This is a genomic window from Bradyrhizobium sp. LeoA1Lang (genome assembly GCF_055413685.1).
Window position 1 is genome coordinate 1 of sequence record NZ_JBVAPG010000147.1, and the last position, 19,884, is coordinate 19,884.

Consider the following 19,884-nt stretch of genomic DNA (forward strand, 5'->3'; position numbering starts at 1 on the left):
ACGAGCTTCCGATCTGGCTGCACCAATACAACTGGCATCGGCCTCACGGCGGTATAAAATCTCAAACGCCGATCAGCAGACTCGGTCTCACCGAGGACAACCTCTTGAGGCTCCACATCTAGCTCTTCAGGAACTCGCCCGCTTTGTACAACGAGCGGAACGGCAGGCCGGCTTCCGCGAACGTTTCTGTTGCGCCTTCCTCGCGGTCGACCATGGTGAAGACCAGCGCGACCTCGCCGCCGGCCTCGCGCACGGCCTCCACCGCCTTCATCGCCGAGCCGCCGGTGGTGGTGACATCCTCGACGATCACGATGCGCTTGCCTTGCAGCGTCTCGCCTTTGGCAAGTCCCTCAACCGCAAGCTTCGCACCATGTTCCTTCGGCTTCTTGCGCACGAAGAAGGCCGCGATCGGATGGCCCTTGATCCAGGAGAGCTGCGCGATCGCGCCCGCGAGCGGTACGGCGCCCATCTCCAACCCACCGACGAAATCAAGATTGTCGTCTTTCAGCGCTTCATAAGTGAGCTCGGCAAGCAATGCGGCGCCCTCGGGATCCAGCATCGTCGGCTTGAGGTTGAAATAGAAATCGCTCTTGCGGCCCGAGGCCAGCGTGATCTCGCCGCGCCCGAAAGAGCGCTTACGGATGATCTCGGCGAGGCGGGCGCGGGCGGCTGATTTGGACAAAGGCGGCTTTCCGGGTCGTTTACGGTGGCGCGCAATCTATCGGCGGTCGTGGCGAGATTCCAGCGCCGAAAGCTTCCCGTCAACAACGCCCCGCGTCGCATCTGGCGCGGATCCATATTCGCAAAGGCTGGTTGTAACGGTGTCCGGTTCCGCGCTAGGGATGCCTCAAACGATTGTGGGGGAAGCGAAAATGACCATCGAGCTGCACACCTGGAACACGCCGAATGGCCGCAAAATCTCGGTTGCGCTAGAGGAGATGGGGCTGCCTTACCAAGTGTTCCCGGTGAACATCACCAAGGGCGAGCAGATGGCGCCGGCCTTCCTCGAAATCAGCCCGAACAACAAGATTCCCGCAATCGTCGACCCGGACGGCCCCGGCGGCAAGCGGGTCAGCGTATTCGAATCGGGCGCGATCCTGCTCTATCTCGGCGAGAAGACCGGAAAGTTCCTACCCAAGCCCTTGATCGAGCGCATCCCCGTCTATGAATGGCTGATGTGGCAGATGGGCGGTTTTGGGCCGATGCCGGGGCAAGTGCACCATTTCATCGCGCTCGAGAGCGAGCAGGACCGCGCCTACGGCCTGAAGCGCTTCATGACCGAGACGCTTCGCCTCTACGGCGTGCTGAACCGCCGGCTCGAAGGCCGCGACTTCGTCGCCGACGATCTGTCGGTAGCCGATTTCGCCATCCTCGGCTGGGCCTGGCGCCACCCGCGGCACAAGGTCAATCTCGGTGATTTTCCCAATGTCGAGCGCTGGTACAACAAGCTGATGGCCCGTCCCGGCGTGAAGCGCGGCATGGAAGCGAAGCTGGATTGATGCTCTTTCTGTCATCACCGGCGAAGGCGGGTGATCCAGTATTCCAGAGACGTCTGCGATTAAGCCGAGAGTTCACCGCGTACTGGATGCCCCGCCTGCGCGGGGCATGACGGCCTTCTAATAGCTCACGCTCTCCGCGCCTCGAACGCCATCTTCATCGCGAGCCCCGCCAGGACGGTGCCCATCAGCCAGCGTTGCAGCAGCAGCCAGGCCGGCCGCGTGCCGAGGAACAGCGCGATCGAGCCGGCGGCGAGCGCGATCATCGCATTCACGCTGACGCTGATCGCGATCTGGATCGCGCCGAGCGCGAGCGACTGCGTCAGCACGCTGCCCGTGGGATCGATGAACTGCGGCAAGAGCGCCAGATAGAGCATCGCGATCTTCGGATTCAGCAGGTTGGTGACAAATCCCATCGCGAACAGCTTCCGGGGGCTGTCGACCTGCAGCTTCTTCACCTGGAACGGCGAACGCCCGCCGGGCTTCAGCGCCTGCCACGCCAGCCACAACAGATAGGCCGCGCCGGCAAAGCGCAGCGCGTCATAGGCGTAGGGAATCGCGAACAACAGCGCGGTGATGCCGAACGCCGCTGATAGCATGTAGAACACGAAGCCGAGCGCCACCCCGCCGAGGGACACAATCCCCGCCGCCGGTCCCTGTGTGATCGAACGCGAAATCAGGTAGATCATGTTCGGCCCCGGCGTCAGCACCATGCCGAACGAGAGCAGCGCAAAACCGAGCAAAGCGGAGGTGTGGGGCATCAGGAACTCGCGGGAGGATGCACGTTTCTAACGTGCGTCGTGCCGCGATTCCATTGCGCAATTGCTCCGAGAGCATTTTTGCTGTCGTCGTCCGGACGGGCGACGACGGAGAGAGCTCAATGCGCCTCGTCCCAATTGTTGGCGGCGCGGGCGTCGACCTGCAGCGGCAGCGACAGGATCACGGCCGGGAATGGCGCGTCCTGCATCACATGCTGCACGACGGGCAGGGTCGCAGCGACTTCCTCGTCGGGGACCTCGAAGATCAGTTCGTCATGCACCTGCAAGAGCATCTGCGCTGAAAGCTTCTTCTCGGCGAGCGCTCCTTCGATGCGGGTCATGGCGCGGCGGATGATGTCGGCGGCGGAGCCCTGCAGGCGGGCGTTGATCGCGGCGCGCTCGTTGAAGGCGCGGACCGAGGCGTTGCTGGCCTTGATATCAGGGTAGTAGCATTTGCGGCCGAACAGCGTGGTGACATAGCCATTGCGGCGGCAGAAATCCTTGGTCTCGTCCATATAGGCGCGGATGCCCGGGAAGCGCTCGAAATATTTCCTGATGTAAGCGGAAGCCTCTTCACGCGCGATGCCGAGCTGGTTGGCGAGGCCGAAGGCCGAGATGCCGTAGATGATGCCGAAATTGATCGCCTTGGCGCGGCGGCGCACTTCGCTCGGCATGTCCTTGATCGGCACGCCGAACATTTCGGATGCGGTCATGGCGTGAATGTCGAGGCCGTCGCGGAACGCCTGCTTCAGCACGGGGATGTCGGCGATTTCCGCGAGCAGGCGCAGCTCGATCTGCGAATAATCAGCCGATACCAGCTTGTGCCCGGGCGTCGCGACAAAGGCGCGGCGGATCTTCCTGCCGTCCTCGGTACGCACGGGGATGTTCTGCAGGTTCGGTTCGTTCGACGACAGCCGGCCCGTCGTGGTCGCCGCCAGCGCATAGGTGGTGTGGACGCGGTGGGTCTGCGGATTGACGTAGGTCGGCAGCGCGTCGGTATAGGTCGATTTCAGCTTCGAGACCTGCCGCCACTCCAGGATCTTCTTCGGGAATTCGTAGCCCTGCTCGGCGAGGTCGTCCAGCACCTGCGCCGTCGTCGACCACGCTCCGGTCTTGGTCTTGGTGCCGCCGGGCAGTCCCATCTTGCCGAACAGGATGTCGCCGATCTGCTTCGGGCTGCCGACATTGATCGGCTCGCCCGCGATCTGCTGGATCTCGGCCTCGACGCGCGCCGCGGTCTGGGCGAAATCGCCTGACAGCCGCGACAGCACCTGGCGGTCGATCGAGATGCCGCGCCGCTCCATCCGCGCGAGCACCGAAACCAGCGGCCGCTCCAGCGTCTCATAGACGGTCGCCATCCGCTCCGCGACCAGGCGCGGCTTCAATACGCGCCACAGCCGTAGGATCACGTCGGCGCTCTCGGCGCAGTGCTCGGTCGCCTTGTCGATCGCGACCTGGTCAAACGTCAGCTTGTTCTTGCCGCTGCCGACGAGTTCGTTCTCGGCGATCACGGCGTGCCCGAGCCAGCGCTCGGCCAGCGATTCCAGTGCATGTGACCCGCGCCCGGCATCGAGCACGTAGGAGATCAACTGCGCATCGTCAAAGTTGCGCAGCGTGATGCCGGCTTGCGCCAGCATCACCGCGTTGAACTTGACGTCGAAGCTGACCTTCAGGATGCCCTGCGACTCCAAGATCGGCCGCAAGGCTTCGATCGCCTGCTCGAACTTGATCTGGTCCGGTGCCAGGCCTGCGTCGAACAGCCCGCTGCCGCCGCCCGCCTGCTTGTGGGCGAGCGGGATGTAGGCGGCGTCATCCGGGCCGAGCGCCAGCGCGATGCCAGAGATTTCCGCCTGCATCGGATCGATCGAATTCGCCTTCGCCTGGACCGCGACATGGCCGGTATCGTGAATTCGCGCGATCAACGCGTTGAGCTGATCGAGGCTCTTGATGGTCTGGTATTTGCTGCGATCGATTTTCGTCTTGCGCGCGGCCTCGGCGCGCGCTTCCGCCAGCGCGATCGGCGTGCCCTTGAGGCTGGAGGCCTTGTCCTCCTTGCCCGCGGGCTTGTTGCGCTCTTTGGCGGCAGGCGCGGGCTGCGTGGACCCGCCGGGACCCGGCGCGGGCTCGACGCCCGAGGGCGGCAATGGTGTAAACACGCTCGCGCCGCTCTTGTTGCCGGGATCGGGCTCGATATCGGACGGGTCGATCTGCCCGTATTCGGCGACGCGGCGGGTCAGCGTCGAAAACTCCATCGCCTTCAGGAAGGCGATCAGCCGGCGCGGATCGAGCTCATGCACGGCAAGATCGTCGAGCGGCACTTCGAGCTCGACCTTGTCGTCGAGCAGCACGAGCTGCCTCGAAATACGCGCCTTCTCGGCATTCTCGACCAGCGCCTCGCGCCGCTTCGGCTGCTTGATCTCGCCGGCGCGGGTGAGCAGGGATTCGAGATCGCCATATTCGATGATGAGCTGCGCCGCGGTCTTGACGCCAATGCCGGGGACGCCCGGCACGTTATCGGTGGAATCGCCGGCCAGGGCCTGCACCTCGACCACCTTTTCCGGCGGCACGCCGAACTTCTCGATCACCTCTGGAATGCCGATACGGCGATCCTTCATGGTGTCGTACATGGTGATGCCGTCTGTCACGAGCTGCATCAGGTCCTTGTCGGAGGACACGATCGTCGCGCTCGCGCCGCGCTCGGCGGCGATCCGGACATAGGTCGCGATGAGGTCGTCCGCCTCAAAGCCGACCTGTTCCAGGCAGGGCAGGTCGAAGGCGCGCACCGCCTCGCGGATCAGCGCGAATTGTGGGATCAGGTCGTCGGGCGCCGGCGGCCGGTGCGCCTTGTAGTCGGGATAGATTTTGTTGCGGAAGGTGATCTCGGACTTGTCGAAGACGATGGCGAGGTGGGTCGGCCGGTTGTCCTCGGGCATCTCGCGCAAGAGCTTCCACAGCATGTTGCAGAAGCCGAGCACGGCATTGACCTGCAGCCCGTCGGACTTGCGGTTCAGCGGCGGCAGCGCGTGGTAGGCGCGGAAGATGTAGGAGGAACCGTCGACCAGGAACACATGGTGGCCCTTGGCCGGAGCCTTGGTGGCAACAGGCTTGGGGGCGGCTTTGGGTTCTGTCTTGGCTGAGGTCTTGGAGGCTGATTTCGGCATGGCCGAAATTTAGGGATTTTTGCAGCAAATGACAGCCTTGAGGTGCGGAATTTTGGTCCGCTGACACGGCTATCCCCGCTGTCATCATCCGCGAAGGCGGATGATCCAGTATTCCAGAGCGGTCGAGGCATGCGGAGAGGTCGCCGCATACTGGATTGGCCGGCCAAGCCGGGCAATGACGGCGGTGTGCTACTCCGCGGCCTGCAATACTGCTGCTTTCTTCGGTGCGATCCAGAACGTGGCGGGGCGCTCGAACAGGAAGTTGGCACGGAGTGCGAGCGCCACGCGCCAGATCACCAGCGAGCCGATGAGGCCGGTGATGGTGACGAGCAGCGAGATCAGACCGATGTCGTGGATCACACCGCTGCGCAAGAGGCCGACGCGGGCGATCACCATCGGCAGGAAGAAGGCGAGATAGATCACGATGGAATGCTCGCCGCAGAAGCGCAAGGCGGTGAGCCACTTCATCCGCGCCAGCAGCGTCCCGGTGACGACGATGGCAAACGCGCCCGCAAATCCCAGAGCAAGTGAAACAAGCGGCCATTCACTCACCCCCGCGATCACCAGGGTGCCATTGACCAGCATCCATAGCGCGAGCCCGGTCAGCACCAACATCGGCGCGGAACGTGCGCGTTTCGACAGTTTGAAGACGTAGGGCGCAAAGAGATAGCCGGCATAGAAATAGACGAAGCGCGCGCAGAATTCGTCGATCACGGTCCAGCCAGTCACGACATGCGCCATCTCAAGGCCGGCGGCCAGCGCCAGAATCGCGAGCGGCGGCAGATTGCGTGTCAGTTTTGTGACGACAAAGAAGATCGGAAGCAGATAGATGAACCACAGCGTGCCGAACGGCTCGATGAAGGATTCGAGATAGAGATAGCCGGTGTGGCTCCAACTCGTCTCGGCGGCAAAGGCCGGCGCCTTGAACGCGAACTGGATCGTCACCCACAGCACATAGAAATAGGCGAAGTGGACGACCTTGCGATCGAGATAGGTGCGCCAGTCACGGTCGATCACGAGCGAGAGGAACAGGCCCGAAATCAGGAAGAAATCCGGCATCCGGAACGGCTTTGCGAACGTCACGACCGCATGCATGAAGCCGGTCTCGCCGGCGGCGGCCTCCACTCCCAGGACCGAATGCATCATCACGACCATGACGATGCAGATGCCCTTGGCGTAGTCCACCCAATCGACGCGCCCGTCCGGCGATGCGGCGGAACGCAGGCTCGCGGAGGTTGTCCCGTTTGCGGTCATGACTGTCCTGTTTCGGCGCGCATTTGGTGCATCTTCGGCCGGATCGGTTGCTATCGCCTTTATTCATACAAATGACATGCCGCTCGTGCCTGCTTTTTGCCGTTTCCTCCTGGCCGGCAAATGTTCTAAGACGCTGACCGGAGTTGCGGAATCGTTAACGATAGCAAGCGGGTGGTTTCATGCGCATCGCCATGATTGGCACGGGTTATGTGGGACTGGTGTCCGGCGCGTGTTTTGCGGATTTCGGACACCACGTCACCTGCGTGGACAAGGATGTCGAGAAGATCAACGCCCTTCGCCGCGGCGAAATCCCGATCTTCGAGCCGGGGCTGGACGCCCTCGTTGCTTCCAATGTGAAGGCCAGGCGGCTCGACTTCACCACGGATCTGAGGGACCCGGTCGCCGAGGCCGACGCGGTCTTCATCGCGGTCGGCACGCCGTCGCGGCGCGGCGACGGCCATGCCGACCTCTCTTACGTCTATGCCGCCGCCCGCGAGATCGCCGGTGCGCTCAAAGGCTTCACGGTGGTGGTGACCAAATCGACCGTGCCGGTTGGCACCGGTGACGAGGTCGAGCGCCTGATCCGCGAAGCCAACCCGGCCGCCGATGTCGCGGTCGCCTCCAATCCGGAATTCCTGCGCGAGGGCGCCGCGATCCGCGACTTCAAGTTCCCGGACCGCATCGTGGTCGGCACTTCCGATGAGCGCGCGCGGAAAGTGCTCGGCGATGTCTACCGGCCGCTGTCACTCAATCAGGCGCCGCTGATGTACACGGCGCGGCGGACGGCGGAGCTGATCAAATACGCCGCGAACGCATTCCTCGCGACCAAGATCACCTTCATCAACGAGATCGCCGATCTCTCCGAAAAAGTCGGCGCCGACGTCCAGGAAGTCGCGCGCGGCATCGGCCTCGACAACCGCATCGGCTCCAAGTTCCTGCATGCCGGCCCCGGCTTCGGCGGCTCCTGCTTCCCCAAGGACACCCGCGCGCTGATCAAGATCGCGCAGGACCACGACGTGAATCTGCGCATCGTGGAGGCCGTGCTCGGCGTCAACGACAACCGCAAGCGCGCGATGGCACGCAAGGTCGTCAACCTCGCCGGCAATTTGCGCGGCAAGACGGTCGCCGTGCTCGGCCTTACCTTCAAGCCGGAGACCGACGACATGCGGGAGGCGCCGTCGATCCCGATCGTCACCGGCCTCTTGGACATGGGCGCGAAAGTGCGGGCGCATGATCCTGTCGGCATCGAGCAGGCGCGCAAGGAGCAGCCGGATATCGAATATTGCGATGATCCCTATGAATGCGTGACCGGCGCCGATGCCATGGTCGTCGTCACCGAGTGGGTGCAGTACCGCACGCTCGACCTGGAGCGGCTGAAGAGCCTGTTGCGGCAGCCGGTCGTGGTCGACCTGCGGAATATCTACCGCCCCGAGGACATGGCCGCGCATGGCTTCAGCTATGAGAGCGTTGGCCGCGCACCCGAACCACTGGTTTGATGAACATTACCTTTCGTCATGGCCGGGCTTGTCCCGGCCATCCACGTTATGTTTTCTCCTTTTTGACAAGAGAGACGTGGATGCCCGGGACAAGCCCGGGCATGACGAAGTAGTGAGACCGTGCCCCGTCATTTCGACACCCCACTTCCAATCGACGCAGTGCTCCCCGAGCTCGCGACGACGCTTGCAGCGAAGAACACGGCCGTGCTCGTCGCGCCGCCCGGCGCCGGCAAGACCACGCGGGTGCCGCTGGCGCTGCTCGACGAGCCCTGGACTAAGGGCAAGAAGATCATCGTGCTGGAGCCGCGGCGAATCGCGGCCCGCGCCAGTGCAGAGCGGATGGCGCAGACGCTTGGCGAGCGGGTCGGCGAGACCGTCGGCTATCGCGTCCGCTTCGGCTCGAAAGTATCGCGCGCAACCCGCATCGAGGTCGTCACCGAAGGCATCTTCTCGCGCCAGATCCTCAACGATCCCGAACTCGCTGGCATTGCCGCAGTCCTGTTCGATGAATTTCATGAGCGTTCGCTTGATGCCGATTTGGGGCTTGCGCTGGCGCGTGATGCGCAACAGGGCTTGCGTGAGGATCTTCGCCTGCTCGTGATGTCGGCAACGCTCGACGGCGCCCGTGTCGCAAAGCTGCTTGGTGATGCTCCCGTCGTGGAGAGTGAAGGCCGCGCCTTTCCGGTCGAGACACGCTATCTCGGCCGCAAAGTGGACGTTCCGTTTGAGCGGCAGATGGCGGACGCGATCGCGACTGCCCTTCGCGCCGACCCCGGCTCGGTGCTGGCGTTCCTGCCGGGCGCCGCCGAGATCCGCCGCACGCAGAATTTTCTCGAAGAGCGCATCCATGACGCCGCGATCGAAATCGTGCCGCTGTTCGGCGCGCTCGACGCCAGCGTTCAGGATCGCGCCATCGCGCCGGCGCCCAAAGGTCACCGCAAGGTGGTGCTGGCGACCTCGATCGCCGAGACCTCGCTGACCATCGAGGGTGTCCGCATTGTCGTGGATTCCGGCATGTCGCGCGTGCCGCGCTATGAGCCCGACATCGCCCTGACGCGCCTGGAAACTGTGCGCGCTTCGCGCGCCGCGGTCGACCAGCGTCGCGGCCGTGCCGGCCGTACCGAGCCCGGCGTCTGTTACCGGCTCTGGGACGAGCCGCAGACGGCCTCGCTCGCCCCCTACACCCAGCCGGAAATCCTCTCCGCCGACTTGTCCTCGCTGGTGCTCGACCTCGCACAATGGGGCGTAAGCGACGCTTCCGGCCTTGCTTTCCTTGATCCGCCGCCCGCGCCTGCCTGGAACGAAGCAAGCGTGCTGCTGCGCGAACTCGGCGCGCTCGATGTCGACGGCCGGATCACGGCGGAAGGCAACAGCCTGCGTGCGCTGGCGCTGCCGCCGCGGCTCGCCCGCATGATCGTGGATTCGGCGCGGTTTGGCGCGGCGGCAGGAGCCGCAGAGATCGCAGCGGTGCTCACCGAACGCGGGCTAGGCGGCGACAGCGTCGATCTCGATGTCAGGCTCGATCAGTTCCGTCGCGACCGCTCGCAGCGCGCCTCGAGCGCGCGCAGCCTCGCGCAGCGCTGGGCCTCGCAGGTGACTTCGCCGAAAACGTCCGAGGCCACGGGCGAGCTCTCCACCGGCACGATGCTGGCCTTCGCCTTTCCTGATCGCGTCGCGCGCAACCGCGGCAATGGCAGCTTTGTGCTCGCCAACGGCCGCGGCGCCAGCGTCGAGCAGACGTCTTCACTTGCGCGTTCATCCTATATCGCGGTCGGAGAGTTGACCGGCACGGCGGCGAGCGGCCGGATCCTGTTGGCGGCGCCGATCACGCCGGAAGAGATCGAGCTGCGTTTCGCAAGTGAGATCGGGACCACGGAAGACATTTCGTTCGACCGCAGTGCGATGGCGCTGCGCGCGCGGCGCAAGCGCACGCTGCACGCGATCACGCTCTCGGAAGCGCCGCTGGCGCTGTCACCCTCCGCGGAGACCGCACGCGTGCTCGCCGACGGCTTGATCGCCGCAGGTCTCGACAAGCTGCCGTGGTCGAAAAACCTGAAGCAATGGCGCGACCGCGTGATGTTCCTGCGCAAGGCCGAAGGCGATAGCTGGCCGGACTTGTCCGATGAGGCGCTGGTGCGGGAGCGCGAGGCCTGGCTGGTGCCGGCGCTTTACGACAAGACCTCGCTGAAGGAGTTCTTGGCCGGCGATCTCTCGGATGCGCTGATGGTGCTGTTGCCCTGGAATCTGCGTGCCCGGCTGGAGCAGGAGGCGCCGACCCATTTCGAGGCGCCGACCGGCAGCCAGCTTGCGATCGACTACGAGGCCGAGCAGGGCCCGACCATCGCGGTCCGGCTGCAGGAGTTGTTCGGGCTCAACACCCATCCGTCGATCGCCAAGGGCGCCGTGCCGCTGGTGCTGGAATTGCTCTCGCCGGCGCAGCGCCCGGTGCAGGTGACACGGGATCTGCCGGGCTTCTGGCGCGGCAGCTACGCCGCGGTCCGCGCCGATCTGCGCGGGCGCTACCCGAAGCACCCCTGGCCGGAAGACCCGGCCACCGCCGTGCCGACGCGCCGGGCCAAGCCGCGCGGGACGTAATCCGCACCCGTGCGATTGCCGCTTGCCGTTAACGCTTCACTCATCCTTTTCGCGAAAATGGCAGGCTCCATCGCCGCTGTCGGTCGCGACTTGGCCGATGGCGTGGTGAAATCGGCCAGTTCCCGGAAATGTGCGTGGCGTCATGCGTAACATAATGATCTTCGCCGCCATCCTGATCGGCCTCGGCAGCTTCATGGCGCAGATGGCGGACAAGATGACGCCGGCTTCCGCGTCCGCCACGACCGCTTCGAAGAGTATCCCCGTTCAGACCGTGCCGCAGGGCGGCGGCCGCACGCTGAGCATTCCCCGCGACTCCCGCGGACATTTTGCGACGGACGGCCGCATCGACGGCCAGCGCATTGACTTCATGGTCGACACCGGCGCATCTCTTGTTGCGCTGAATGAGAAATCGGCCGCGCGCTTTGGCCTGCGCCCGTCCCGCGGCGACTACACCGCGACCGTCACCACTGCCAACGGCACCATCAAGGCCGCGCGCATCCGCCTCGCCATGATCGATCTCGGCGGCCTCATCGTCCGCGACGTCGACGCCATGGTGCTGCCCGATGAAGCGCTCTCCGAAAACCTGCTCGGCCTGTCCTTCCTGTCCAAGCTGAAGCGTTTTGAATACGCCAACGGCAGGCTGGTGCTGGAGCAGTAAGGCTGGCTCGACGACCCCTCCCGGTGGCGATTGCTGCGTGCTATATGATCGCCATGAACAGTTCCGAAGCCATCGATATCTTGCGACGCTCTGAGGGGGACCTGCGCAAACGCGGGGTAAGGCACGCTGCGCTATTCGGCTCGGTGGCTCGGGGCGATAACGGCGCAGGCAGCGACATCGATATCATGATCGAGATCGATCCTGACGCACGTATTACCATTTTCGATTATGTAGAGCTGAAGGAATACATCGCGGGCCTGTTTGATGAGCCGGTCGACGTTGTAAATCGCGAAGCCCTCAAATCTTACGTGCGGCCCACGGCAACTGCTGACGCCATCTATGCCTTCTGAGCGGACGGACGTCGTACTCCTCGATATGTTGCACCACATCGATTTGGCCACGAATTTTGTTCAGGGCTTCGATCGCGAGACTTTTGTCGATGACATACGGACAGTCTACGCGGTCACTCGCTGTCTCGAGATCATCTCCGAAGCCTCACGACGTTTGCCGGAAGATTTGAAAGCTCGACATCTCGGGATCGCGTGGAAGAAGATGGCAGGAGCCGGCAACGTTTACCGTCACGATTATGAGGATGTGGCGGCTAGAGTTGTATGGGACACCGTCGAGTGTGCGCTGCCGCCGCTAAGAGTCGTGATCGAGATAGAAATTTCGCGCCTTCAGGAATAGGTGCCTTCGGAACGAGGCATTGTCCGGCCAACAAATCCGCCGCAATTGTCAGCCAATAGCGCCCAATCCCACCTTTCGCCGCAGTCCGCCTTTGGCTATTGGCTGCAGCATTGACCATCACGCTCTCGCGAGGCCGTCACAAGATGTTCCCCAAGCCCAAGCCCGTTCTTGTTCCGAACACTTATGCCTTCGAATCCGAACCGATGGTGAAGCCGACCGGGTTTCGCGAATATGACGCGCGCTGGCTGTTCGGCAAGGAAATCAATTTGATGGGCGTGCAGGCGCTGGGCATGGGGCTCGGCGCGCTGATCGCGGAACTCGGCGTCAAGCAGGAGATCGTGACCGGCCACGATTTCCGCGGCTATTCCGCCTCGATCAAATATGCGTTGATCTCCGGCCTGATGGCTGCGGGCTGCAAGGTGCACGACATCGGGCTGGCGGTGACGCCGATGGCCTATTTCGCGCAGTTCGACCTCGACGTGCCCTGCGTCGCGATGGTCACCGCCTCCCACAACGACAATGGCTGGACCGGGGTCAAGATGGGCGCCAACCGCCCGCTGACCTTCGGCCCCGACGAGATGACGCGATTGAAGGAGATCGTGCTCGGCGCCAGCTTCAACAACACGGCCGGCGGCGCGTATCAATTCCACGAGAATTTTCCGGCGCGCTACATCGCCGACCTCACCGACCGGGCGAAGCTGACGCGCAAGCTCAAGGTGGTGGCCGCCTGCGGCAACGGCACCGCCGGCGCGTTTGCGCCGCAGGTGCTGGAGAAGATCGGCTGCGAGGTGATCCCGCTCGACACCGAGCTCGACCATACCTTTCCGAAATACAATCCGAACCCGGAAGACATGGAGATGCTGCACGCGATCCGCGATGCGGTCTTGCAGCACAAGGCCGATGTCGGTCTCGGCTTCGATGGCGACGGCGACCGCTGCGGCGTGGTCGACAACACCGGCGAGGAGATCTTCGCCGACAAGGTCGGCGTGATGCTGGCGCGCGACATGTCGGCGATCCACAAGGATGCGCAATTCGTGGTCGACGTGAAGTCGACCGGGCTGTTCATGACCGATCCGATCCTGCAAAAGCAGGGCGCGAAGACCGCGTACTGGAAGACCGGCCACTCCTACATGAAGCGCCGCACCAACGAGCTCGGCGCGCTCGCCGGCTTCGAGAAGTCCGGCCACTTCTTCTTCAACAAGCCGTTCGGCCGCGGCTATGACGACGGCCTGGTTTCGGCGATCGCGATCTGCGAGATGCTCGACCGCGCGCCCGGCAAGTCGATGGCCGACCTGAAGAACGCGCTGCCCAAGACCTGGTCGTCGCCGACCATGTCGCCGCATTGCGCCGACGAGGCCAAATACGGCGTGGTCGACGCCGTGGTGAAGCACTTTGAGGGTTTGCAAAAGCAGGGCGCCAAGATCGGCGGCCAGGCGATCCGCGATCTCGTCACCGTCAACGGCGTGCGCGTCACGGTCGAGGACGGGAGCTGGGGCCTGGTGCGCGCCTCCTCCAACAAGCCGGAGCTCGTGGTGGTGGTCGAAAGCCCGGTCAGCGAGCAGCGCATGCGCGACATGTTCGAGACCGTGGATAGCGTGCTGCGCACGCATCCGGAGGTCGGCGAGTACAATCAGAAGATTTGAGAACGTCTTCACCTCGTCATTGCCGGGCTTGACCCGGCAATCCATCCGGAAAGGGACTCTTTGCGAAGATCGATGGATACGCGGGTCAAGCCCGCGTATGACGACTTGTAGCAGCGGCTCGAGTGAGGCAATCCTCTTCTACGCCGCCGGCACCGGCAGCGCGGTCACCGACTTGATCTTCTCCATCGCAAAGCGCGAGGTGACGTTCTTCAGTGGCACGGCGCTGATCAGCTTCTTGTAGAAGATGTCATAGCTCGACATGTCCGCGACGACGACGCGCAGCATGTAGTCGACGTCGCCGGCCATCCGATAGAACTCCATCACTTCAGGCATGGCGCTCACCGCGTCAGCGAATTTGCGCAGCCAGGCCTCGGAATGGTCGGAGCTCTCGACCGACACGAACACGGTGATGCCGAGCCCGATCTTGTTCTGGTCGACCAGGGCGACCCGGCGCAGGATCACGCCATCCGCCTCGAGCCGCTGGATGCGCTTCCAGCAAGGAGTGGAGGACAGGCCGACCCGATCGCCGATCTCGGCAACCGAGAGAGAAGCGTCCTCCTGCAGCACGGTCAGGATTTTGCGGTCAATGGCGTCAAGCCGGCGGTTGGCGTCATGCAGCGATACGGCGAGCTCGGTCATGAGAAGAAAGTTCCATATGAGGAGGTTAAATCCCTCATATATAGAAAAATCTTCTAAAGCAAGCCTATTGGCTGCTCTCGACCGGGCGAGCGCTCTGGTCCTGCCCCAAAAACTGTTCAACTTCAGTGTGTTGCGGGGGCACTATGCGCCCGCGACGTCTCCCCCATGCAGCCAACGTCCGACCAGATGATGGGCTATGGCGAAAGGATGTGGACCAGCCAGGCCATCGGGATGCTGCCGCTTGAGCATCAAGGTCGCTTCCGCACGATCGAACCAGCGCGCATCCTCGAGCTCGGTGCGGTCGACGATGATCTCCTCATTGGTTGCGCGCGCGGTGCATCCGATCATCAGGGATGATGGATAGGGCCAGGGCTGCGTCATGTAATAATTGACCTCGGTGCAGCGGATTCCCGACTCCTCGAAGATCTCGCGCCGGACCGCGTCCTCGATGGTCTCGGCGGCTTCGACGAAACCCGCGAGGCAGGAATACATGCCTGGAGGGAATTGCTTCTGGCGGCCGAGCAGGCATCTGTCGCCGTGGGTCACCAGCATGATGACAACAGGATCGGTGCGCGGAAAATGCTCGGCCTTGCAGCTCGGGCATACGCGCTTCCAGCCGCCCTCCTTCATCGCGGTACGCGCGCCGCAATTGGCGCAAAAGCCGTGGCGCTGGTGCCAGGTCACCATGGATTTTGCCATCGCGATCGCCGAGAGCTGGTCGGGTGGGACGGTGCCCTGCATCGCCATGCCGCGCAGTTCGGTAACAGCGACATCGCTGCGGCCAACCAGATTTTCCGCTGCCTGCGGCGCAATGCCCATGCCGAATACCGGCGCGCCATCGCGCAGTCCCAGGAACACCGTGCCTGGATTGGCGCCGAATTTCAGCGCCTCCTCGACCGAAAGCAGCGCCCGCGGGCCGCTTTCCTCCTGCTTCACCACCAGCGAGTCGCGGTAGATCACGTAAGCGCGGGCGTCGCCGCGGCTTTCCAGCGCGAACAGCTTCTCCTCATTGAGACGCAGATGCGCGGCGCGGTCGAGAACATTGGTGACGAAGGCCGGCTGCCCCAGCGGAAAGTTATTGAATGCTGACATCTATTCTTCAACCCAACCAGATCTTGCGGCGAAGCGCGCTGATGAAATTCTGCACTTCTTCGGCATCATGCGCCAGCGGCGGCACCACACCCCATACCGGCCGCGGCCAAGCGGTGTCCGTGGTACGGCGCGCGATGATGTGAACGTGAAGCTGCGGCACCGCATTGCCGAGCGCTGCGATGTTCAGCTTGTCGCATTTGGTGATTTCTTTCAGGGCGCGCGCGACGCGGGTGATCTCGGTCATGAGCTGCGCCTGCTCGACCTCCTCAAGGTCGATGATCTCCACCGCGCCCGCGCGGCGCGGCACCAACAACAGCCAGGGGTAATTGGCATCCTTGATGACCAGCACCCGGCAGAGCGGCAGGTCGCCGATGTCGATGGTGTCTTCCTTCAGGCGTGCGTGCAGTGACCAGGCGGAGGTGTCAGAGGGCATGTGGGTTCCAGTGCGGCCATCGCTGATCCGATGACGTCGGGCCAAAAGTGACCTGAAATGGACACCGCTCGCAACGTCATTTCAAGGCGTCATCATCCGCGAAAGCGGATGATCCAGTATTCCGCGATAGCGGTGCTCAAGCCGTGAGGGCGCGGGCGTACTGGATACCCCGCCGGAGCCTGTCATCGGGCTCGCCGAAGGCGAGACTCGGTGGCGGGGTATGACGGGGCTAAGACCGGCTTGCTTTCCGGTCCTTTTGGCCCCAAATAGGGATCGGGAGATTGGCGGTGGACGAGCCACTCGCCAACCGGGTCAGGTCCGGAAGGAAGCAGCCCTAACGAGGTCCGGATCGGGTCGCTCGTCAGTCTCCTACCTGTTTTTAGAGCGAATCACGCAGAGCGCGGGCTGTTCCGCGGTTTTGCGTTTGATCCCGCTCCTTTCCGCAAAGCCGGCCCGAGAGACATTCAATTGCGGATCGACCAATGAACGACGCTGGCGCTCCCCCGAATCAGGCTGAAGGCGCCGGCCAGGCCGGCTTCGAAGCGGCAAAGCCATACCGAGTGCTGGCGCGCAAATACCGCCCCTCCAGCTTTGACGATCTGATCGGCCAAGAGGCCATGGTGCGCACGGTCTCGAACGCGTTCGAGACCGGACGAATCCCGCAGGCCTGGATCCTGACCGGGGTGCGCGGGGTCGGCAAGACCACCACCGCCCGCATTCTGGCCCGTGCGCTGAACTATGAATTGCCCGACGGATCGGTGAAGGGGCCGAGCATCCAGATGCCCGTGCTCGGCCTGCACTGCCAGGCGATCATGGAAAGCCGGCACATGGACGTGCTGGAGATGGACGCCGCGTCCCACACCGGCGTCGACGATGTCCGCCAGATCAATGACAGCGTGCGCTATGCACCGGCGAGCGCCCGCTACAAGGTCTACATCATCGACGAAGTCCACATGCTCTCGACCGCGGCCTTCAACGCGTTCCTGAAAACGCTCGAAGAGCCGCCGGAGCACGCCAAGTTCGTCTTTGCCACCACGGAAATCCGCAAAGTCCCGGTCACGGTGCTCTCGCGCTGCCAGCGTTTCGACCTGCGCCGGGTCGAGGCCGATGTGCTGATGAAGCATCTCAGTAACATCGCGGCCAAGGAAGGCGTCGAGGTCGAGCCGGAAGCGCTCGGCATCATCGCGCGCGCCGCGGAGGGCTCGGTGCGCGATTCGCTGTCGTTGTTCGACCAGGCGATCGCGCATGCGGCCGGAACCGTGCGCGCGGAGGAAGTGCGGCAGATGCTCGGGCTTGCCGATCGCACCCGGGTGATCGACCTGTTCGATTCGCTGGGGCGCGGCGATATCGCGGCCGCCTTCACCGAATTCCGCGCGCAATATGATGTCGGCGCCGATCCGGTCGTGGTGCTGTCCGACCTCGCCGAATTCGTCAATTTCGTTACCCGCGTGAAGATCGTGCCGGCTACCGCCGACAACGTGGCGTTCGGCGAGACCGAGCGCGTCCGCGCCCGCGAGTTCGCAGCCAAGCTGTCGATGCGGGTGCTGTCGCGGATGTGGCAGATGCTGCTCAAGGGCATCGCCGAGGTGCAGACCGCCACCCGTCCGGCCGCCGCCGCCGAGATGGTGTTGGTGCGGATCGCCTACGTCGCCGACCTGCCGACGCCGGACGAAGCCATCAGGATGATCGAGCAGAACGGCGGCGGCGCGGCGCCGGTGGTCGCGGGCGGCGCGACCACGTCGCGGGCTGCGCCATCGGCACCCGTCTCCTCGATCGCGTCATCGCCGGTGCGTGCTTCCGTCGTGGCGCCCCGCGCCAGCGCGGAGGCCTCGCTGCGACCGCAGGCTGCGGCGCCCGAGACGCAATCGGCGCCTGCGCTCCGCATCACCAGCTTCATGCAGCTTCTCGCGCTCGCCGGCGAGAAACGCGATTTGATGACCAAGGGCGCGCTCGAAGCGGATGTGCGGCTGGTGCGCATCGAGGACGGACAGCTCGAAATCGCGCTGGAGCCGCATGCCACGCGCGGCCTCGTCACCGATCTCTCGCGCAAGCTGGAACTATGGACCGGCCGCCGCTGGACCGTGATCGTCTCCAACGAAGCCGGGCAACCGACCATTCGCTCGCAAAATCTCGCCGAGAAGAGCCAGCGCGAGCGCGCGGCCGAAGCCGATCCGCGGGTGAAGGAGGTTCTGGCCCGCTTTCCCGGCGCGAAGGTCGTCGAGGTGCGCAGGCTTGCCGCCGAGCCGGCGGAGACCGATATTGTCGGCGAAGACCCCATCGAGAGCGGCGACAGCGACGACTAACATGATCCGGAAGAGTGGGGCCGGTTTTTCCTTCGCGACAAACGCGCAGCGTTGGCGCGGAGATCATGCGCGAACACATTGAAGGGACCACCGATGGCTGATTTTCTCGGCATGATGAAGCAGGCGGCGCAGTTGCAGTCCAAGATGCAGGCGATGCAGGAAGAACTCGGCAACGTCGAGGTCGAGGGCATTTCCGGCGGCGGCCTCGTCGCGGTGCGCATGAGCGCGAAGATGGAGGTCAAGGGCGTCAGGATCGATCCGTCGCTGATGAAGCCGGAGGAACGCGAGATCCTCGAAGACCTCCTGGTCACTGCGCATAATGACGCGCGGCGTAAGGCGGAACTCGCGGTGCAGGAGAAGATGCAGGCGCTCACCGGCGGGCTCGGCCTGCCGCCCGGGCTCGGTCTCACCTGAAATGGCCGCAAGCGTCGCCGGACCTGAAATCGAGCGCCTGATCCAGCTTCTGGCGCGGCTGCCGGGCCTCGGTCCGCGCTCGGCCCGGCGCGCGGCGCTGCACCTGATCAAGAAGCGCGAAGCCTTAATGACGCCGCTGGCCTCGGCGCTGCAGGTGGCGATCGACAAGATCCAGGTCTGCAAGACCTGCGGCAATATCGATACGCAGAATCCCTGCACGGTCTGCACCGATCCGCGCCGCGATCCTTCCATCATCGTCGTGGTTGCCGACGTCGCCGATCTCTGGGCGCTGGAACGGGCGAACGCGACCAATGGCCGCTATCACGTCCTTGGCGCGACGCTGTCGCCGCTCGACGGCGTCGGCCCGCAGGATCTCACCATCGATCAGCTCGTGGCGCGCGCGCATGATCCGCAGGTGAACGAGATCATCCTGGCGCTGAATGCAACCGTGGATGGCCAGACCACGGCGCACTACATCACCGATCTGCTTCAAGAGGCCAATGTCCGAGTGACCCGGCTGGCGCATGGCGTGCCGGTCGGCGGCGAGCTTGATTACCTTGATGAAGGTACGCTATCCGCTGCTATGCGGCAGCGAACGCTTTTCTAGCCAAACACAACGGAACTGAACGAGATGACGAACCACCGATTCGGCATTCGCCTGTGCTTTGCGGTCATTCTGGGAGCGGTACTTGCCGCGCCCGCCGCGCTGGCCCAAGAGGAGGAGGCCGCGCCGAAGCCGGGCAAGCCGATCCATGCCGGCGAGGTGCTGTCGGGCGAACTCAACACGCTGCGCGTCCGCGACATCAAGAAAGCCGGCAAGCGCATCGCAACCTATCAGCTTACCAGCGAACCGCGCCGCCTGCCGCCGCCGAACGGGCTGTGCAATCTCGAGACCGGTCCTGAGACGTTCCAGCTTGTCCCCGCCAACGACGCGCAGGCCGCGCAACTGAGGCCTTTCGTCGGCAAGGAAATCTCGGTGAAGGTCGACGAAGTCGCCTGCGCGCAGGAAGCGGGGCAGATGAGCGAGGCGGTGGTCACCAAGTGGAGCGTGGTGACGAAGCACTAAGGTTTGGCCTCGTAGCCCGGATGCAGCGAAGCGTAATCCGGGATTCTTGGGAAACAACCTCGTGGAGTGCCCCCCAAAAGTGAGACACGGGAAATTAGGGACAGTTCTCTAACGGAGAACGTATGCCCAACAAATCCCCCCGTGTTTTCAGCCGAGAGTTCAAGCTTGAGGCGGTTCGCCGCATTCTGG

The 19,884-nt window shown here is 63.9% G+C and carries 19 protein-coding genes, 1 other RNA gene and 1 pseudogene; 13 read left to right on the forward strand and 8 right to left on the reverse strand.

Annotation, left to right across the window (positions count from 1 at the left end; translation table 11 throughout):
- Positions 1-122, forward strand: a pseudogene (locus ACZYOF_RS33805) (IS481 family transposase); the annotation flags it as partial.
- On the opposite strand, the gene pyrE reads toward ACZYOF_RS33805, so the two are convergent.
- Entirely contained in the window at positions 119-682 is a 564-nt protein-coding gene (pyrE, locus tag ACZYOF_RS33810; RefSeq protein WP_028168036.1) for an orotate phosphoribosyltransferase, read from the reverse strand. The pseudogene ACZYOF_RS33805 and the gene pyrE sit on opposite strands and share 4 nt — an antisense overlap.
- Positions 683-872: 190 nt before the next feature.
- Here pyrE and ACZYOF_RS33815 point away from each other — a divergent pair, with 190 nt between their 5' ends.
- Complete coding sequence (locus tag ACZYOF_RS33815; RefSeq protein ID WP_463718485.1) at positions 873-1,499, forward strand: glutathione S-transferase family protein; 627 nt, start codon at positions 873-875, stop codon at positions 1,497-1,499.
- Between the two features lie 125 nt (positions 1,500-1,624).
- On the opposite strand, the gene ACZYOF_RS33820 is transcribed toward ACZYOF_RS33815, so the two are convergent.
- The 3 genes from ACZYOF_RS33820 to ACZYOF_RS33830 all read right to left on the reverse strand — a co-directional run bounded on the left by ACZYOF_RS33820 (position 1,625) and on the right by ACZYOF_RS33830 (position 6,669).
- Positions 1,625-2,257, reverse strand: a complete 633-nt coding sequence (locus ACZYOF_RS33820) for a LysE family translocator (protein WP_282532524.1) — start codon at positions 2,255-2,257, stop codon at positions 1,625-1,627.
- 116 nt (positions 2,258-2,373) lie between these two features.
- Positions 2,374-5,415, reverse strand: a complete 3,042-nt coding sequence (polA, locus tag ACZYOF_RS33825; RefSeq protein WP_463718486.1) for a DNA polymerase I — start codon at positions 5,413-5,415, stop codon at positions 2,374-2,376.
- Between the two features lie 189 nt (positions 5,416-5,604).
- Positions 5,605-6,669, reverse strand: a complete 1,065-nt coding sequence (locus ACZYOF_RS33830) for an acyltransferase family protein (protein ID WP_463718487.1) — start codon at positions 6,667-6,669, stop codon at positions 5,605-5,607.
- A gap of 179 nt (positions 6,670-6,848) precedes the next feature.
- Here ACZYOF_RS33830 and ACZYOF_RS33835 point away from each other — a divergent pair, with 179 nt between their 5' ends.
- From ACZYOF_RS33835 to ACZYOF_RS33860, 6 genes are all read left to right on the forward strand, one after another.
- Positions 6,849-8,165, forward strand: coding sequence for a UDP-glucose dehydrogenase family protein (locus ACZYOF_RS33835; RefSeq protein WP_463718488.1), 1,317 nt, complete (start codon positions 6,849-6,851; stop codon positions 8,163-8,165).
- A 120-nt stretch (positions 8,166-8,285) separates the two neighbouring features.
- Positions 8,286-10,760, forward strand: a complete 2,475-nt coding sequence (gene hrpB, locus ACZYOF_RS33840; RefSeq protein WP_463718489.1) for an ATP-dependent helicase HrpB — start codon at positions 8,286-8,288, stop codon at positions 10,758-10,760.
- A gap of 142 nt (positions 10,761-10,902) precedes the next feature.
- Positions 10,903-11,418 (forward strand): TIGR02281 family clan AA aspartic protease, encoded by a 516-nt coding sequence (locus ACZYOF_RS33845; protein WP_463718490.1) that lies wholly within the window; start codon positions 10,903-10,905, stop codon positions 11,416-11,418.
- Positions 11,419-11,471: 53 nt separating this feature from the next.
- Positions 11,472-11,768, forward strand: coding sequence for a nucleotidyltransferase family protein (locus ACZYOF_RS33850; RefSeq protein WP_463718494.1), 297 nt, complete (start codon positions 11,472-11,474; stop codon positions 11,766-11,768).
- A gap of 25 nt (positions 11,769-11,793) precedes the next feature.
- Positions 11,794-12,105: a HepT-like ribonuclease domain-containing protein gene (locus ACZYOF_RS33855; RefSeq protein ID WP_463718491.1), complete on the forward strand. Its 312-nt coding sequence runs from the start codon at positions 11,794-11,796 to the stop codon at positions 12,103-12,105.
- Between the two features lie 143 nt (positions 12,106-12,248).
- On the forward strand, positions 12,249-13,748 hold the full coding sequence (locus ACZYOF_RS33860; RefSeq protein WP_463718492.1) for a phosphomannomutase/phosphoglucomutase: 1,500 nt from the start codon (positions 12,249-12,251) through the stop codon (positions 13,746-13,748).
- A gap of 138 nt (positions 13,749-13,886) precedes the next feature.
- Here ACZYOF_RS33860 and ACZYOF_RS33865 read toward each other — a convergent pair whose 3' ends face one another.
- The 3 genes from ACZYOF_RS33865 to ACZYOF_RS33875 all read right to left on the reverse strand — a co-directional run bounded on the left by ACZYOF_RS33865 (position 13,887) and on the right by ACZYOF_RS33875 (position 15,912).
- Positions 13,887-14,387: an Lrp/AsnC family transcriptional regulator gene (locus ACZYOF_RS33865; protein WP_130584054.1), complete on the reverse strand. Its 501-nt coding sequence runs from the start codon at positions 14,385-14,387 to the stop codon at positions 13,887-13,889.
- A 141-nt stretch (positions 14,388-14,528) separates the two neighbouring features.
- Entirely contained in the window at positions 14,529-15,479 is a 951-nt protein-coding gene (gene nudC / locus ACZYOF_RS33870; RefSeq protein ID WP_282530119.1) for an NAD(+) diphosphatase, read from the reverse strand.
- Positions 15,480-15,486: 7 nt separating this feature from the next.
- The gene (locus ACZYOF_RS33875; protein WP_282530118.1) at positions 15,487-15,912 is read right to left on the reverse strand and encodes an HIT domain-containing protein; all 426 of its coding nucleotides are present in this window, start codon (positions 15,910-15,912) and stop codon (positions 15,487-15,489) included.
- Between the two features lie 276 nt (positions 15,913-16,188).
- Here ACZYOF_RS33875 and ffs point away from each other — a divergent pair.
- The 5 genes from ffs (at position 16,189) to ACZYOF_RS33900 (ending at position 19,695) form a co-directional block, all read left to right on the forward strand.
- Positions 16,189-16,285, forward strand: an RNA gene (gene ffs / locus ACZYOF_RS33880) — signal recognition particle sRNA small type.
- A gap of 109 nt (positions 16,286-16,394) precedes the next feature.
- Positions 16,395-18,215, forward strand: coding sequence for a DNA polymerase III subunit gamma/tau (locus ACZYOF_RS33885; RefSeq protein WP_282530117.1), 1,821 nt, complete (start codon positions 16,395-16,397; stop codon positions 18,213-18,215).
- A 93-nt stretch (positions 18,216-18,308) separates the two neighbouring features.
- A complete protein-coding gene (locus tag ACZYOF_RS33890) occupies positions 18,309-18,629 on the forward strand; it encodes a YbaB/EbfC family nucleoid-associated protein (protein WP_130584317.1) in 321 nt (106 codons plus the stop codon).
- A gap of 1 nt (position 18,630) precedes the next feature.
- Entirely contained in the window at positions 18,631-19,236 is a 606-nt protein-coding gene (recR, locus tag ACZYOF_RS33895) for a recombination mediator RecR (RefSeq protein ID WP_130584318.1), read from the forward strand.
- A gap of 24 nt (positions 19,237-19,260) precedes the next feature.
- Positions 19,261-19,695: a hypothetical protein gene (locus tag ACZYOF_RS33900; RefSeq protein ID WP_130584319.1), complete on the forward strand. Its 435-nt coding sequence runs from the start codon at positions 19,261-19,263 to the stop codon at positions 19,693-19,695.
- Here ACZYOF_RS33900 and ACZYOF_RS33905 read toward each other — a convergent pair.
- A partial coding sequence (locus tag ACZYOF_RS33905; RefSeq protein WP_463718493.1) for a hypothetical protein occupies positions 19,692-19,884 on the reverse strand: 193 nt, incomplete at its 5' end. The two genes, ACZYOF_RS33900 and ACZYOF_RS33905, sit on opposite strands and share 4 nt — an antisense overlap.

Bases quoted from the DNA above. Each gene is read 5' to 3' on its own strand.
- ACZYOF_RS33815 (WP_463718485.1), top strand. From the start codon at position 873: ATGACCATCGAGCTGCACACCTGGAACACGCCGAATGGCCGCAAAATC.
- ACZYOF_RS33820 (WP_282532524.1), bottom strand. From the start codon at position 2,257: ATGCCCCACACCTCCGCTTTGCTCGGTTTTGCGCTGCTCTCGTTCGGC.
- polA (WP_463718486.1), bottom strand. From the start codon at position 5,415: ATGCCGAAATCAGCCTCCAAGACCTCAGCCAAGACAGAACCCAAAGCC.
- ACZYOF_RS33830 (WP_463718487.1), bottom strand. From the start codon at position 6,669: ATGACCGCAAACGGGACAACCTCCGCGAGCCTGCGTTCCGCCGCATCG.
- ACZYOF_RS33835 (WP_463718488.1), top strand. From the start codon at position 6,849: ATGCGCATCGCCATGATTGGCACGGGTTATGTGGGACTGGTGTCCGGC.
- ACZYOF_RS33845 (WP_463718490.1), top strand. From the start codon at position 10,903: ATGCGTAACATAATGATCTTCGCCGCCATCCTGATCGGCCTCGGCAGC.
- ACZYOF_RS33850 (WP_463718494.1), top strand. From the start codon at position 11,472: ATGAACAGTTCCGAAGCCATCGATATCTTGCGACGCTCTGAGGGGGAC.
- ACZYOF_RS33855 (WP_463718491.1), top strand. From the start codon at position 11,794: ATGTTGCACCACATCGATTTGGCCACGAATTTTGTTCAGGGCTTCGAT.
- ACZYOF_RS33860 (WP_463718492.1), top strand. From the start codon at position 12,249: ATGTTCCCCAAGCCCAAGCCCGTTCTTGTTCCGAACACTTATGCCTTC.
- ACZYOF_RS33865 (WP_130584054.1), bottom strand. From the start codon at position 14,387: ATGACCGAGCTCGCCGTATCGCTGCATGACGCCAACCGCCGGCTTGAC.
- nudC (WP_282530119.1), bottom strand. From the start codon at position 15,479: ATGTCAGCATTCAATAACTTTCCGCTGGGGCAGCCGGCCTTCGTCACC.
- ACZYOF_RS33875 (WP_282530118.1), bottom strand. From the start codon at position 15,912: ATGCCCTCTGACACCTCCGCCTGGTCACTGCACGCACGCCTGAAGGAA.
- ACZYOF_RS33885 (WP_282530117.1), top strand. From the start codon at position 16,395: ATGAACGACGCTGGCGCTCCCCCGAATCAGGCTGAAGGCGCCGGCCAG.
- ACZYOF_RS33890 (WP_130584317.1), top strand. From the start codon at position 18,309: ATGGCTGATTTTCTCGGCATGATGAAGCAGGCGGCGCAGTTGCAGTCC.
- recR (WP_130584318.1), top strand. From the start codon at position 18,631: ATGGCCGCAAGCGTCGCCGGACCTGAAATCGAGCGCCTGATCCAGCTT.
- ACZYOF_RS33900 (WP_130584319.1), top strand. From the start codon at position 19,261: ATGACGAACCACCGATTCGGCATTCGCCTGTGCTTTGCGGTCATTCTG.